This window comes from Aquabacterium fontiphilum (genome assembly GCF_009909205.1).
Taxonomy (GTDB): Bacteria; Pseudomonadota; Gammaproteobacteria; order Burkholderiales; family Burkholderiaceae_C; genus Aquabacterium; species Aquabacterium fontiphilum.
The window spans coordinates 22,796-37,286 of sequence record NZ_JAAAPN010000004.1 but is presented as its reverse complement, the minus strand read 5'-3'; the positions used below and the strand labels follow the sequence as shown (position 1 = coordinate 37,286).

Annotated in this window: 13 protein-coding genes and 1 tRNA gene; 9 read left to right on the top strand and 5 right to left on the bottom strand. The window is 65.2% G+C overall.

The genetic code is table 11. From position 1 onward, the window contains the following. Window position 1 precedes the first annotated feature (1 nt). Together GTZ97_RS05600 and mscL are read right to left on the bottom strand one after the other, a co-directional pair. Entirely contained in the window at window positions 2-2,491 is a 2,490-nt protein-coding gene (locus GTZ97_RS05600; RefSeq protein WP_161649604.1) for a DUF1631 family protein, read from the bottom strand. 105 nt (window positions 2,492-2,596) lie between these two features. Next, window positions 2,597-3,016 carry a large conductance mechanosensitive channel protein MscL gene (mscL, locus tag GTZ97_RS05595; protein ID WP_161649603.1) on the bottom strand — a complete coding sequence of 140 codons (420 nt, stop codon included), beginning with the start codon at window positions 3,014-3,016 and terminating at the stop codon, window positions 2,597-2,599. 243 nt (window positions 3,017-3,259) lie between these two features. On the opposite strand from mscL, the gene petA reads away from it, so the two are divergent. The 8 genes from petA (at window position 3,260) to GTZ97_RS05555 (ending at window position 10,587) form a co-directional block, all read left to right on the top strand. Continuing rightward, window positions 3,260-3,856 carry a ubiquinol-cytochrome c reductase iron-sulfur subunit gene (gene petA, locus GTZ97_RS05590; protein ID WP_161649602.1) on the top strand — a complete coding sequence of 199 codons (597 nt, stop codon included), beginning with the start codon at window positions 3,260-3,262 and terminating at the stop codon, window positions 3,854-3,856. Window positions 3,857-3,870: 14 nt separating this feature from the next. Beyond that, window positions 3,871-5,271, top strand: coding sequence for a cytochrome b (locus GTZ97_RS05585; protein ID WP_161649601.1), 1,401 nt, complete (start codon window positions 3,871-3,873; stop codon window positions 5,269-5,271). A 17-nt stretch (window positions 5,272-5,288) separates the two neighbouring features. Beyond that, window positions 5,289-6,059: a cytochrome c1 gene (locus GTZ97_RS05580; protein ID WP_161649600.1), complete on the top strand. Its 771-nt coding sequence runs from the start codon at window positions 5,289-5,291 to the stop codon at window positions 6,057-6,059. Between the two features lie 129 nt (window positions 6,060-6,188). Next, entirely contained in the window at window positions 6,189-6,803 is a 615-nt protein-coding gene (locus GTZ97_RS05575; RefSeq protein ID WP_161649599.1) for a glutathione S-transferase N-terminal domain-containing protein, read from the top strand. A gap of 22 nt (window positions 6,804-6,825) precedes the next feature. After that, window positions 6,826-7,377: a ClpXP protease specificity-enhancing factor gene (locus tag GTZ97_RS05570; protein ID WP_161649598.1), complete on the top strand. Its 552-nt coding sequence runs from the start codon at window positions 6,826-6,828 to the stop codon at window positions 7,375-7,377. A 24-nt stretch (window positions 7,378-7,401) separates the two neighbouring features. Continuing rightward, window positions 7,402-7,477: transfer RNA gene (locus GTZ97_RS05565), tRNA-Thr, on the top strand. A 246-nt stretch (window positions 7,478-7,723) separates the two neighbouring features. Further along, window positions 7,724-8,689, top strand: a complete 966-nt coding sequence (locus GTZ97_RS05560) for an ABC transporter substrate-binding protein (RefSeq protein WP_161649597.1) — start codon at window positions 7,724-7,726, stop codon at window positions 8,687-8,689. Next, window positions 8,686-10,587 carry a sensor histidine kinase gene (locus GTZ97_RS05555; protein ID WP_161649596.1) on the top strand — a complete coding sequence of 634 codons (1,902 nt, stop codon included), beginning with the start codon at window positions 8,686-8,688 and terminating at the stop codon, window positions 10,585-10,587. The genes GTZ97_RS05560 and GTZ97_RS05555 overlap by 4 nt, the downstream gene beginning before the upstream one ends. On the opposite strand, the gene GTZ97_RS05550 is transcribed toward GTZ97_RS05555, so the two are convergent. Genes GTZ97_RS05550 through GTZ97_RS05540 form a run of 3 tightly spaced genes read right to left on the bottom strand, consistent with a single transcriptional unit; the run spans window position 10,565 to window position 13,371 of the window. Then, window positions 10,565-11,959 carry a TolC family outer membrane protein gene (locus tag GTZ97_RS05550; RefSeq protein ID WP_161649595.1) on the bottom strand — a complete coding sequence of 465 codons (1,395 nt, stop codon included), beginning with the start codon at window positions 11,957-11,959 and terminating at the stop codon, window positions 10,565-10,567. The genes GTZ97_RS05555 and GTZ97_RS05550 overlap by 23 nt on opposite strands. Window positions 11,960-12,014: 55 nt before the next feature. Beyond that, a complete protein-coding gene (locus GTZ97_RS05545; RefSeq protein ID WP_161649594.1) occupies window positions 12,015-12,668 on the bottom strand; it encodes a protein-L-isoaspartate O-methyltransferase family protein in 654 nt (217 codons plus the stop codon). A gap of 55 nt (window positions 12,669-12,723) precedes the next feature. Continuing rightward, complete coding sequence (locus tag GTZ97_RS05540) at window positions 12,724-13,371, bottom strand: TetR/AcrR family transcriptional regulator (RefSeq protein WP_161649593.1); 648 nt, start codon at window positions 13,369-13,371, stop codon at window positions 12,724-12,726. A gap of 183 nt (window positions 13,372-13,554) precedes the next feature. Here GTZ97_RS05540 and GTZ97_RS05535 point away from each other — a divergent pair, with 183 nt between their 5' ends. Then, window positions 13,555-14,481, top strand: coding sequence for a histone deacetylase family protein (locus tag GTZ97_RS05535; RefSeq protein WP_161649592.1), 927 nt, complete (start codon window positions 13,555-13,557; stop codon window positions 14,479-14,481). The last annotated feature ends 10 nt before the right edge of the window (window positions 14,482-14,491 follow it).

Genomic DNA, 14,491 nt, shown 5'->3' with positions numbered 1-14,491 from the left:
ATCAGGCTGCGCTGCGTGTGCGCGGCCCCGGTTGCAGCGCCGCCAGTTGGCGGCGGGCCCGCACGGTGGCACGCTCGATCAGCTCGGCCTGCTCGAACGCGCGGAAGCGTCCTGTGTCGCACATCTTGGCCAGCGTGCGCGCGGTCAACGAGATGGTTTGCTTGTGCAGGTGGCCGTGCGTGAAGATGAAGAATGTGCGGCCTTCGCTTACCCAGGTGAGCCGAACCTTCTTCCATTGGCCCTGCATCATCATCTGATAAGCCGTGCCCTTCTGAATGTGGTGAACCAGCTGCAGCCCCTGGGACGGCGGCGGCGGGGTATCCAGATCAATGTCGAGCTCGACCAGCGCCGGGTCATGATCCGGGGGCTCGCACAGATTGATGTCCAGCACTGCTTCGTCGGTTACCGCGGCTTCCGGCACAAAGCCGGCTTGGGCCATCTCCTCGCTGGTCAGCGTGGGCACCACCGTCAGGGCGGGCGCCGCGCCGGGATCGTGCATGGCGGCAGGCAGTGGATCGTTGGCAGCCTCCTCGCGCGACGGGATGGCGATCTGTTCAACCTTGGTCAGTTGGTGCTCGAGCAGCCGCTGCGTCAGTTCGTGTGACGGCGTGGCCTTGAGACACTCGGCGTGGGCTGGCAACAGCTGTGAGAAGAAGGCCTGTTTGGCCTCTTCGGGCCACTGAATCAGCGCCAACCCTTCGTTGAGGTCGCGCATCAGTCGGGGCAGCTTGAGCAGAAACTCCTTGCGCAGCTGTGGATGGCCCTTGGGCTGCACGCTCAGGGCCAACTCCCGTCCGGCCTCCTTCATGCGTGACGCCAATGCCGACTGGGCACCATCACGCGACGCAGCCATCACCTGCACCTGGCTCCAGATCTGCGTCAGGAACGCGCGCAGAAACTCGGGCAACTCGACGCCGGAGAGTTCGCGCTGCAGAAGCTGCATGTAGCGCTGGTGCACCCGCAGGTCGGCCTCCTTGCCCCGCAGCAGCGTGGTGACATCGTCGTGCTCCGCACCGTCTTGTCGCTGGAGTTCCTCGATGAACGCTTCGAGTTCGGCCAGCTTCGTTTCATACAGTTCCATGCGGTCGAAGTCGCCTTCGACCACATCGTTGACCAGCAGCGTCACGCGATGGACACACTCCTGGCCGGCGCCGCTATCGAGTTCGTCGAACGCCGCCGACAGCGAGGCGATGCGGTTCACGAAGCGGCGCACCGGGTGGCGGCGCGAACTGAAGAAGCGGGTGTCGCTCAGCGCCACCCGAAGCACCGGCATCTGCAGGCGCGCGATCTGTCGTGCCATTTGTGGCGCGACCTTCGGGTCGGACAGCACCTGGTCGAACAGGGCGGCCACGATGTCGATGATCATCTGATCCAGTGGCGCGCCGCCCCGGGCCTGGATCAGTTCGTCGCGGTGAGCGCGGATCACGTTGGGCGCCATCAAGGGCCCGGCAAAACCGGCCGCCACGGCGTCCGTCCCACTGAGCCCCGTAAGCGTAGCGCCCGCCGAGGCGCCGCCCGCCATGGCTGCGTGAACTTGGACCGGAGGCAGGGCCTGGGCAGCGATGCGTCGCAGCAGATCCTGAAAATCGGCACTGGTGGCGGCGTCGGTCAGTCCGCCCGCAACGGCCGCCGCAGCGTCGCCGCCAGCCGGTGCGGCGTTCCAACTGCCCAGCGCGGGTGCTGGCACGCCGAACATGTCACTGAGCACCCTCGCCGCGCGCTGTCCGGCTTCGCTTGCCGCCAACAGTCCTGCCTGCGCGCTCGTCGTGGCGAAGGCCTGAGGCTGCGTCACGCCCGACAGGCCGCCTGGCGAGGTGGGGGCCGACAAGGTACCGCTTACGGAACTGGTGCTGCTGGCAGAGCGCCGCACGGCAGGCGCAGCCGGGGTCAAACCGAGTCGTCGCCAGTCGGCCACGATATCGGCATAGGCGGTTGCCAGGGCCTCGGGCAGCAGCCTGCTCAGCACACCGAGCAGAGCCTGGAGCGCCTCTTGGTCCACCCCCTCCTGTGCAAACGTGTCCAGCAGGGCCTGCGTCACCGCCTGGGGGCGAATCGGGTGAGGTTGGTGTTCACTGTGGGCGGTCAGCGCTCCGAATTGGGCGTGCAGCACCGACAGGCTGCCCTCACAGGCGGTTGCCACCGATTGCGCCAGGCGGTCGGCCACCACGGTGCGTTCGACTTCTGCGTGGTCGACCAGGCTCAGGCTCGACCAGTCCGGCTGGCTGCTTTCGCTCAAAGGGCCCGCTTCGCTGGCGCGCGCCCATTTGTCGATCTGCTGGCGCAATTGATGAACCGCGCCAGCCTGCAATACCCCTCGCCGGCCCTGCAGAAAGCGCTCTGCATCGATGAGGGCTTGCCGCTGCCCGCTGTTCGTGCTGGCTGCTGCCAGGTTCGGGAGCTGCACCAGCACCCGATCAAGCACATCCGTGAGGCCGCGCTGGAGGTGATCCAGGGCGGCCTGCAAGGCGGCGTCGAGTCGGCGGTCAGTCACAGTCGGCGATCCAGCTCGTTCAAGGCATGAAACAGGCTCCCACAGTGTCGGGCATGGGAGCCCCCTTTGATCGTTGGATATCGGCCGGACTGGCGCCGGCTTTCGTTACTTTTTCAAACTGTCACGAATCTCACGCAGCAACACGATGTCTTCGGGCGTCGCCGCGGGGGCAGGAGCCGGTGCGGGTGCCTCCCGCTTGAGCCGGTTGATCTGGCGGATCATCAGGAAAATGATGAAGGCCAGGATCAGAAAGTTCAATGCCACCGTCAGGAAGTTCCCGTAGGCGAACACGGCGCCCAGCTTCTTGGCCTCGACCAGCGGCAGGGTCGGGTCCTGGCCGGACAGCGCAATGTAGTAGCTGGAAAAATCCAGTCCTCCGACGGCCTTGCCGACCACGGGCATGATCAGGTCGTTGACCACCGAGTCGACGATCTTGCCGAAAGCGCCGCCGATGATCACGCCCACGGCAAGATCCACCACATTGCCTTTGACGGCAAACTCTTTGAATTCACTGAAAAAACCCATGTCTGCCTCCAAGGCTGTCTGATGCCTTGCTCACTTTAGGCGCTGCCCGATCCAGCGGACATCGGGTTGCAGCGAGAGACCCGGGAGCGGGGGAGGGAAGGTGTTGTGAAAATGTCGCAGCCACGCTCCGCCCATCGTCGGCACGGTGCGGCGCAGAATCTGGCGGCAAGGGGGTGAACGTCCGATACAATAGCCGGTTGACCCCATTCAATGTCATCGTCCCTCCAGTCCTTAAGGATTCCCATGAGCAACCAGCCAGTGGACCCAAGCCGTCGGACCTGGGTGACCATGGCCTGCGCCGCCGGTGGCGTGGGCGGCGTGGCCACCGCCATCCCCTTCGTGTCGACCTTCCAACCCTCTGAGCGTGCTCGCGCCGCAGGTGCCCCCGTCGAGGTGGACATCAGCGCCCTGAAGCCCGGCGAGATGGTGACGGTCGAGTGGCGCGGCAAGCCCGTGTGGATCATGCGCCGCACGGAAGAGCAACTCGCCGCGCTGGCCAAGCTTGACGGCCAGTTGGCCGACCCCCAGTCGGAGCTCAAGCCCGAAGAGACGCCAGAGTACGCGCGCAACACGCACCGTTCCATCAAGCCCGAGGTGCTGGTGACGGTCGGCATCTGTACCCACCTGGGTTGCTCGCCGACGGCCAAGTTCCAGTCGGGGCCGCAGCCCTCGCTGCCCGATGACTGGCAAGGCGGCTTCCTGTGCCCCTGCCACGGTTCGACCTTCGATCTCGCTGGCCGCGTCTTCAAGAACAAGCCGGCACCGACCAACCTCGAAGTGCCGCCCCACATGTACCTGTCCGACACCAAGCTGCTGATTGGTGAAGACAAGAAGGCCTGACAGGAGACCCCACGATGGCTGAAATGAAGCAAGCCCCCGCTGGCGCCTCGGCCGGCGAGAAGTTCATGACCTGGGTGGACAACCGGTTTCCGGCCACCAAGCTCTGGAACGAGCACGTCGGCGAGTACTACGCGCCCAAGAACTTCAACTTCTGGTACTTCTTTGGCTCGCTGGCCCTGCTGGTGCTGGTGATCCAGATCGTGACCGGCATCTTCCTGGTCATGCACTACAAGCCGGACGCCAATCTGGCGTTCGCCTCGGTCGAGTACATCATGCGCGATGTGCCCTGGGGCTGGCTGATCCGCTACATGCACTCCACCGGTGCCTCGGCCTTCTTCGTCGTGGTCTACCTGCATATGTTCCGCGGCCTGCTGTACGGTTCGTACCGTACACCGCGTGAACTGGTCTGGATCTTCGGCTGCCTGATCTTCCTGTGCCTGATGGCCGAAGCCTTCATGGGCTACCTGCTGCCCTGGGGTCAGATGTCGTTCTGGGGCGCCCAGGTGATCATCAACCTGTTCGCTGCGATCCCCTTCGTCGGTCCGGATCTGGCCCTGCTGATCCGCGGCGACTTCGTCGTGGGCGACGCCACCCTGAACCGGTTCTTCTCGCTGCACGTGATCGCCGTGCCGCTGGTCCTGCTGGGCCTCGTGGTGGCGCACATCATCGCGTTGCACGAAGTCGGATCGAACAACCCCGACGGCATCGAGATCAAGGCCAAGAAGGACGAGAAGGGCCGCCCGCTGGATGGCATCCCCTTCCATCCGTACTACACCGTGCATGACATCATGGGTGTGGCCGGCTTCCTGATCGTGTTCACGGCTGTGGTGTTCTTCGCGCCCGAGTTCGGTGGCTACTTCCTCGAGTACAACAACTTCATTCCGGCTGACCCGTACAAGACGCCGCCGCACATTGCGCCCGTCTGGTACTTCACGCCGTTCTACTCGATGCTGCGCGCCACGACGGATCAGTTCGTCAATGTCCTGTGTGTGCTGATCGCCCTGGGTGCGGTGTTGAACCTCGTCAAGGGAGCGGGCACTGGCAAGAGCAAGATCACCGGCTTGGTGATCGCAGCAGTGGTCATCGTCCTGCTCAAGACCTTCGAAGCCAAGTTCTGGGGTGTGGCGGTGATGGGCGGTGCCGTGGTGATCCTGGCTGGTCTGCCCTGGTTCGACAAGAGCCCGGTCAAGTCCATCCGTTATCGTCCGAACTGGCACAAGCTCGTCTACGCCGTGTTCGTCGTGAACTTCATCGTTCTCGGCTATCTGGGTGTGCAGCCGCCATCGCCCACGGGTGAGTTGGTGTCCCAAGTCGGCACGCTGGTCTACTTCGGCTTCTTTGTGCTGATGCCCTGGTGGAGCCAGCTGGGTACCTTCAAGCCCGTGCCTGACCGCGTGACCTTCAAGCCCCACTGATCGCAGGAACCGCAGACATGAAAAAAATCATTGCCTCCCTGCTGGCTGCGTTCGCCCTGGTCGCCGGCGCCCATGCCGCTGGCGGCCCTGGCATCGCGCTGGACAAGTTCCCCAAGGACCGCCTCACCGATCTGGCGGCGTTGCAGAACGGCGCCAAGCTGTTCGTCAACTACTGCTTGAACTGTCACTCGGCCGCTTTCATGCGCTACAACCGGCTGCGTGACATCGGTCTGACCGAGCAGCAGATCAAGGACAACCTGCTGTTTGCGACCGATAAGGTGGGTGAGACCATGAAAGTCGCCCTGCATGACCGCGATGCCAAGGAATGGTTCGGCGCCACGCCGCCGGACCTGACTCTGGTGGCGCGCTCGCGCTCCAGCCACAGCGGTACAGGTGCGGACTATCTCTACACCTATCTGCGCACGTTCTACCGCGACGACACCCGTCCGACCGGCTGGAACAACCTGGTCTTTCCTAGCGTTGGCATGCCCCACGTGATGTGGGAACTGCAAGGCCAGCGCGCAGCGAAGTTCGCCGAGGTGCAGGATCCGCACGCGCCCGGCAAGGTCATCCAGGAGTTTCAGGGCTTCGAGCAACTGACCCCGGGTACCATGTCGCCGCAGGAGTTTGACAACGCGATGGCCGATCTGGTGGCCTATCTGCAGTGGATGGCCGAGCCTGTGGCGCAGCAACGTGTGCGCATTGGTGTGGGCGTGCTGATCTTCCTGGCGTTCTTCATGTTCATTGCGTGGCGCCTGAACGCCGTGTTCTGGAAAGACGTGAAGTGACCCTTCTCATGCCGCCGGTTCGCCGGCGGCCATGAGCCGGCGCAGTGATCCCGATTCCGGTCACTGCGCTTCGTTGTTTTGTGGCCCTGGCCGCACCGAGACCCCTCTAGAGAAAAGGATTCCACCGCCATGATGGTGCTTTATTCCGGAACGACCTGTCCGTACTCCCATCGCTGCCGTTTTGTCCTGTTCGAAAAGGGCATGGATTTCGAGATCCGCGACGTGGACATCTACGCCAAGCCGGAAGACATCGCGTTGATGAACCCGTACAACGAGGTGCCCATCCTGGTCGAACGCGACCTGATCCTGTACGAGTCGCACATCATCAACGAGTACATCGATGAGCGCTTCCCGCACCCACAGCTCATGCCGGGTGATCCGGTGGCCCGTGCGCGTGTCCGCCTGTTCCTGCTCAACTTCGAGAAGGAACTGTTTGCCCATGTGAACGTGCTGGAAGGGCGCATTGGCATGAAGGCCAATGACAAGCAGCTCGAGAAGGCCCGGTCTCAGATCCGCGATCGCCTGACCCAGTTGGCGCCGATCTTCCTGAAGAACAAGTACATGCTGGGCGATGATTTCTCGATGCTGGACGTCGCGATCGCCCCGCTGCTGTGGCGTCTGGACTATTACGGCATCGAGCTGTCGAAGAACGCGCTGCCGCTGTTGAAGTATGCTGAGCGCATCTTCTCGCGTCCCGCCTACATCGAGGCTCTCACGCCATCTGAAAAGGTGATGCGCAAGTGAGCCCGCTGCGGCGCCCATGAGCATGTCTTCTTCCGATACCGATTCGACCTCGCAAGGCACGTCCACCCGACCGTACCTGATCCGCGCCCTGCATGACTGGTGCACGGACAACGGCTTCACGCCGTACCTGGCGGTCTATGTGGACCGCTCGGTGCAGGTGCCCATGGAGTACGTCAAGAACAACGAGATCGTGCTGAATGTGAGCTTCGAGGCAACCAGCCAGCTCCAGTTGGGCAACGAGTTCATCGAGTTCAAGGCGCGCTTTGGCGGCACCGCACGCGAGATCATCGTGCCGGTGGACCACGTGATCGCGATTTACGCGCGCGAGAACGGCCAAGGCATGGCGTTCCCGGTTCCGAACAGCCTGGCCAGCGACCTGGACGCGCCCGAAGACGATGTGCAGGGGCAAGAGCCTGCATTTGCATCGCGCGAGGGCGAGGCTTCGGACCGCTCGCCTTTGCGGCTGGCTGCGGCCAAGCCAGAGGATGCGGCAGCCGGGTCAGGCGACCCGGAGGGCGGGCAGGAGCCGCCCCCAGCGGGTGGCGGGCGCCCCACATTGCGTCGGATCAAGTAAGCCGCGGTGTACACTGCGTGCGTCGCCGGCTTAGCTCAGTTGGTAGAGCAACCGCCTTGTAAGCGGTAGGTCGTCAGTTCGAATCCGACAGCCGGCACCATTCTTCGCACCCACGCCTTGCGTGGGTGTTGTCGTTTCGGGGCTGTTCGGATTCGGCGGCAGGCGCGGCCGCCGTCCGGAAATGCCAATGTGTGCGCCTCGCACCGTGAACGAGTGCTGCGCTGTGCGTTCGACGCAGGTCTGGCGCGAGCTTGGCGCCTTCCAAATCCCTGCCGGCAGTGGGACAATTCAGGCCTTCTTCCCACAAGGTCTGGTGCCTCGCTGCGCACAGGCCGGAGATCGACGCATGAATCGACGCAGTGTGTTGCTCGGAGGTGCAGCAACGCTGGCCTGCATGTCCCTGTCAGCCTGCCACTCCCCGGACGAGCCTCTGCGCGTGGCGCTCAACGACTGGATCGGCTACTCACCACTTGTTCTGGCACAAGAGCTCGGACATGTGGACGAGGCGACGGTCCGGCTCGTCGAGCAGCCGTCCAATACGGCCAGCATGATGGCGTTGGCCAACCGTGAACTGAGCGTGGCGGCGCTCACGCTGGACGAGTTCCTGCTCGCGCGCGAAGGCGGCCTCGATGTCCGCGCCGTGATGGTGTTCAACGAATCTCACGGCGCCGACGTGGTGATGGCTCACCCCGCCATCGCCGAGTTGCGCGCGCTCAAAGGCAAACGCATCGGTGTGGAGTCATCGGCGGTGGGGGCGTTGATGCTGGCCCGACTGCTCGAGCGTGCGCAACTCGAACCGTCCGAGCTGGACCAGGTCACGCTGACGGCCGATCAGCACGTCAAAGCGTACGCGGCCGGACAGGTCGATGCGGTCATCACGTTCGAGCCCATGGCGTCTCAGCTGCGGGCGCAGGGCGCCAAGGTGCTGCTGGACAGCAGCCACTTCCCCGGCCTGATCGTGGATGTCCTGGTGGCTCATGCCGAGCTGCCAGCGCGTCAGCATGCGCACCTCAGGCGCTTGCTGGCCGGCCATTTCGCGGCAGTCTCGCATCTGAGGCGTGACCCGGTGGACGCGGCAAGACGACTCGCCCCGCACCAGCAGCTGACGCCCGATGAGGTCCGCCAAGCGTTTTCGGGGATTCATCTGCTCGACCTGAACGACAACCGACAGTGGCTTTCAGGGCCGCAGCCCCGGCTGATCGACAGCGTGCGCTCGGTGGCCACCATCATGCAGTCCTCCAGGCTGCTCGGGCGTCTGCCCGCGCTGGATGGCCTGTGCGATGCGTCTTTCCTGCCGGAGGGCAATGCGTGACACAGCCGTCGTTGCGCGTGTTGCTGCCGGTGGCCCTGGCGTGCATTCTGCTCGGCGTCAGCGCGCTGTCATTCACGCTGAGCCTGGGCGAGCGCCAGAAGGACCTGTCTGCGTCGGCGCGTGCGCAGATGCTCACCGATGCCGCTCGCCTGGTCCGCCTGGCCGACGACCCTCAGGGCCTGGGTTCCACGCTTCTTCGTGCAGAGATTGCGCAGATCGCTGGCCGTCCGGAGGTTGATCGGGTACTCGTCATCGATCCTGATGGCCTGGTGCTGGCCGGCAGCCGCTCCGCCTGGCAAGGTCGTTCGGTGGCGGATCTGGCGCCAGCGCTGGACAGCGGTCGTTTAGGCAGGGCTGTCCAGGGACGTCTCCCGGACTGGCAGGTCCGTCCGGGTGGCGACGCCATGGATGCATTGCAATCGTTCGGCATGCCGTCGCAGCCCGGCGAGTTACGCAGTTTCCGGCGCGGGCTGGTCTACGTGGCTTATGACCTGCGCAAGCAGCGAGCGGAGGCCACGCGCGCGGAGCTCTTGTCTCGCCTCCCGGATGCAATCGGGTTGCTGGCCGTCTTTCTGTTGATGGGCTGGTGGATCGGGCGGCAGGTTTCACGCCCTCTGGCGCAGCTGGATGCCGCTGCCGATCGGCTGCGGCAGGGCGATTGGGCGGTTCACATCCCGCAGGGAGGCGCCCGCGAGATCCGTCAGTTGGCGCAGGGCCTGGACGCCCTTCGACAGGAGCTGGCTGCGACCTGGCGAGCCGTCCCGGACCTGATGTTCGAGCTCGATGAGCATGGCCGGTACCTGCGTGTGGTTGCATCCCGATCCGATCTTGTCGTGCGCGATCCGATGGAGTTGATTGGTCGCTTGGTGAGCGATGTGCTGCCACCGTCGGCTGCGGCCGTGGTGCATCTCGCATTGTCCGATGCGGCGCGGCAGGGTGCGGTGTGGGGGCGTGAACTGGCCCTTGATGTGCCCGCCGGTCAGCGCTGGTTCGAGATATCGGTGGCGCGCAAGTCGGTGCTGGGGCAACGTGCGCCCACATTCTTGCTGATCTCACGTGACATCACCGATCGCAAACACGCGGAGGCCACGTTGCGAGAAGTCAACGAGGTGCTGGAGCAGCGCGTCGAGGCACGAACAGCCGAACTGCTGGCTGCGAAGAACGATGCCGAGCGTGCCAACCGGGCCAAGAGTGAGTTCCTCTCAAGGATGAGCCACGAACTGCGCACGCCGCTGAACGCCATTCTGGGCTTCGGTCAGCTGCTGGAGCTCTCTGTGCAGGATCCGAAACAATGTGGCCAGGTACGACACATCCTGGGCGCGGGGCGGCACCTGCTGGATCTGATCAACGAGATTCTTGATCTGGCTCGTGTCGAGTCCGGCCAGATGACGGTGAGCATGTCGCCTGTGGGCGTGTCGGCGCTGGTGCAGGAATGCCTGGAACTGGTGCGACCGCTGGCGGACGCGCATGGCGTGCGCCTGGTGTGCGACAGGCTGGACGATGAGGTCCATGTGATGGCCGATCACACGCGGCTGCGGCAGGTACTGATCAATCTGCTGTCCAATGGGGTGAAATACAACCGCCATGGTGGAACGCTCGGGCTGACATGGCAGAGCGAGGGCGACGAGGTGGTGATCCGTGTGAGCGATACCGGGGAGGGGCTACCGCCAGAGGCCCTGTCGCGCCTGTTCGTGCCGTTTGAGCGCCTGGATGCCGACGCGCGCCAGATCGAGGGCACAGGCATCGGTCTGGCCCTGAGCAAGCATCTGGTAACGCTGATGGGTGGCCGCATTGGCGCTCACAGCGAGCCCGGGCAGGGCAGCGTGTTCTGGGTGGCGCTTGCTTGCTGTCAGCCCACCGCGGCGCCGCAGCCCCTCAGTTCGCAAGCAGCTTGTTGAGCGCGCTGACGTCTTCGGCGCTCAGGCTGCCGCTGGCCTGACGCAGTCGTACGCTGCCCACGATGACGTCATAGCGGGCCTTGTACAGATCCTTCTGCGTGCTTGTCAGCTGAGTCTGTGCGTCCAGCACATCCTTGTTGATCCGCACGCCCACCCGGTAGCCGAGTTGCGTGGCCTCCAGCGCGAGCCGGGCCGACGATTCGGCTGCCTCATATGCCTTGACTTGCGCCAGGCCGGACTGCACGGCCAGGAAGGCCTGCCGGACGCTCAGCGCCGTGCCACGGCGCGCTTGGTCAAGCTCCTGGCGCGACCGCTCGACCAGCGCCAGCGCTTCGCGGACTTGGTTCTGAATGGCGCCACCCGCATACAGCGACATGTTCATCTCGACTCCGATCGACGCGCTCGTGCCGTCACCGCCGGAGGTGCGTGCTGTCAGAGCGTTCGAATCAACATCGGCGCGTGTCACGTTGCCCACGAGGTCGACGGTCGGACGGTGGCCGGCCCGCACGCGCGTCACTTCGAGCTCGGCCACGCGCAAGCCGGTTTCCGCTTTGCGCACGAGCGGTGCGGTCTGTGTGCGTTGCACCCACTCTTCCATGTCGCCCACGGCCAGTGCGTCGAGCGCGGAAGGATTGGCCAGCGGATCAGGCGAGACCTGCGATTTGCCGACCAGCTGGTCCAGCGCCAATTGCTTGACACGCAAGTCGTTGGCTGCAGCCAGCTCCTGGGCGGTGGCCAGATCGAAACGGGCCTGAGCCTCGCGCGTGTCGGTGATGGTGGCGTTGCCCACCTCGAAGCTGCGCTTGGCGGCGGCGAGCTGTTCGTCCAGGGCCTTCTTGTTGGCCTGCGTGGTCTGCAGCACGTCGCGAGCGGCCAGCACATCGAAGTAGGCCTGGGTCAGCCGCACGATGAGATCCTGCTCGGCAGTCTGCAGGTCGGCCTGGGCCACCACCAACGATTGCTCGGCCTGGTCCACCTGGGCCTGATTGCCGGCGTTGTACAGCGGCTGGCGGGCCACCACGCCGACCCGCTTGTTGGTGGATATGGCGTCTGAGGACGACACCGTCGGCGGGAACGGCGGAACGTCGGAGTCGTACTTGCTGCGGTTGATGCTGGCCTGCAGCGCCACCGACGGCCGCTGCAGGGCCTTGGCCTGTTCCGCCTTGTAGCGCGCCGCTTCGGCCTGGGCCTGTGCGGCAAGAAAGCCCGCGTCGTGGGCGCGCGCGGCCTGGTACAGGCTCAGCAGATCCTCGGCGTGGGCGGCTCCCGACCCCAAGCCCGACAGCACGGCGCTGGCGGCCAGCGCCAGGGCACACCGTCGCAGGCCCCGTGGGCGGAGTGCGGCGACACGGGAGGGGGGCGTGAACAGCATAAAGTACCTCGGTAAGCGGTGGGGAGCGGTGGCGGAGCGGACTGCCTGCCGCTGATCAGAATGTGAAGCGGCTCGGCTCGGCGAAGCCGGGCAGGCGTGGCGCCAGCGTGTCGAAGCGTTCCTCTCGACGGATCTGGCCCGCGCCGACGCGCGTGAACAGGGTCGCGCGCATCATGGGCTCGTGCCCGACGATGGCCAGCAGGCGACCGCCATCGCGCAGTTGCTCAAACAGCACGGCCGGGACATCGGCCACCGAGCCGTTGAGGAGGATGGCGTCGAACGGCCCTTGCGCGGGCAGGCCAGCGTGGCCGTCGCCCTCGACCACCTCGGCATTGTTGACGGCTGCGGTGCGCAGGTTCGCGCGGGCCTGGGCGGCCAGCACGGGGTCGGCTTCGAGCGCAATGACCCGCTGGGCCTTGTGTGCCAGCAGCGCAGTCACAAAGCCGGTTGCGGCGCCGATCTGCAGCACGGTATCACGCTTGCTGAGTTGCAGGTCCTGGACCATGCGCGCTTCCACCCGGGGCGCCAGCAGGGCGCGCCCTTGACCCAGCGGGATCTCGAGGTCCATGAAAGCCAGCGCCTGTTGCGCTTGCGGCACAAAGTCCTCACGTCGGATGACCGACAGAAGGCTGAGCACCGAGCCATCGAGCACCTCCCAGGGGCGGATCTGCTGCTCGATCATGTTGAAGCGGGCTTGTTCGACGTTCATGCGGGGCATCCTACGGGAGACGATAAAGGAATTGAAGCCAGATAAACCTGGAATTCTAAGAAGAGCGGGGGTGTGATGGCGTCACGATCAGGCCGCCGAGCAGCAAATCGATCTGTGTCGTCATGAATTGCTCAGGATCCAGCGGCACCGGATTGCGGGCGCAGACGGCCGTGCACTGTCGGTACAGCACCACGAATTGCGCGGGCGCGATCAGCGCGTGCACCACCGACGACACGTCTACATGGCGGAACTCGCCTCGCGCCACGCCACGCTCCACCACGCGTGACAGCAAGGCATGGCAGGGGGCGACCACCTCGTCGAGGTAGAACTGCGCAAGATCTGGAAAGGCGCGTGCCTCGCTGAGAATCAGCAACAGCAGGCCCGATGCCTTTGATGCGCCAATGCGGGCCCACCAGGTGCGGGCCAGATGGTGCAGCAAGGCTGGCGTGGCCCCTTCAAATCCGTCTGCGATCTCGCCGCCCTCGACGATGACCTGGGCAAGGTAGTGCCGCACGACGGCCTTGAACAGCGCATCCTTGCCTGGGTAGTAGAGATAGAGCGTGCCTTTGGACACCCCCGCACGTCGGGCCACATCTTCGGCACGCGTGGCCGCCAGGCCTTTCTCGACGAAGAGGTCCAGAGCGGCGTCCAGCAGTTCCTGCGGGCGTTCGTCCTTGCGCCGACGGCGAAGTGGCGGCGTCACGCCAGGGTCGGTTGGCGACGGGTGCGTGGAAGCGGCGGCGCCGCAGAGCGTGGGCTGCGTCAAGACAGAACTGCAAACTGACCAGTGGGTCAGTAATGTAGCGGCGCGCCCGCCCGTGGGTCAATCCGTGGGCAAGATGCCGCGGCGGTCTGGCGCGCCGTGCTCCAGGCGTAAGCTGGCAGCATGCAGGCCTTCCACAGCGACCGTTTCGAGCCCGAGCTGCCGGCGGGCCACCGCTTTCCGATGCAGAAGTACCGCTTGCTGCGCGAGCGGGTGGCCGCCACGCTGCCCGAGGTGGTGCTCCGCGAAGCGCCCGGGGCGGCGCTGGCCGATCTGCTGCGCGTACACACGTCCAGCTATGTCGAGGCCGTGCGAACCGGCAGCCTCAGTCCGGCCGCGCAGCGCGAGATCGGCTTTCCGTGGTCGCCCATGTGGGTCGAACGGTCGTTGCGCTCGGTGGGTGCCACCGTGGCGGCCTGGGAGGCTGCATGCGTGGACGGCGTTGCCGTCAACCTTGCGGGCGGCACCCACCACGCCAGCGCCGATGCGGGGGGCGGCTTTTGCGTGTTCAACGATGTGGCGGTGGCGGTGCGCCGCGCCCAGTCGCGTGGCGAAGGCCGGCGCTTTGCGGTGGTTGATCTGGATGTCCACCAGGGCAATGGCACCGCCGCCATCTTCGCAGGCGATGCCGATGTGGTGACCGTGTCGCTGCACGGCGAGCGCAACTTTCCTTTCCGCAAGGTGGCCAGCGCCCTCGATATCGGCCTGCCCGACCAGTGCGACGATGCCACCTACCTGGCCGCCCTTGATGATGCCTTGCAACGGCTGGTCGCGTGGCACGAGCGGCAGCCGTTCGACGGGGTCTTCTACCTTGCCGGCGCGGATGTGCACCAGGGCGATCGTCTCGGCCGCCTGGCGATCACCGATGCGGGCGTTCAGGCGCGTGACGAGCGCGTGCTGATGCTGGCCGAACGCTGGCGCTGCCCGTTGGTGATGTGCATGGCGGGGGGCTACGGCACAGACCTGACCGCCATGGTGGCCGTACAGGCCCAGACGGTCGGCGCGGCGCTCGCCTCGTGGCGGCGGCGACACGGCGCGGCTGCTTCATGAATAATGCGAC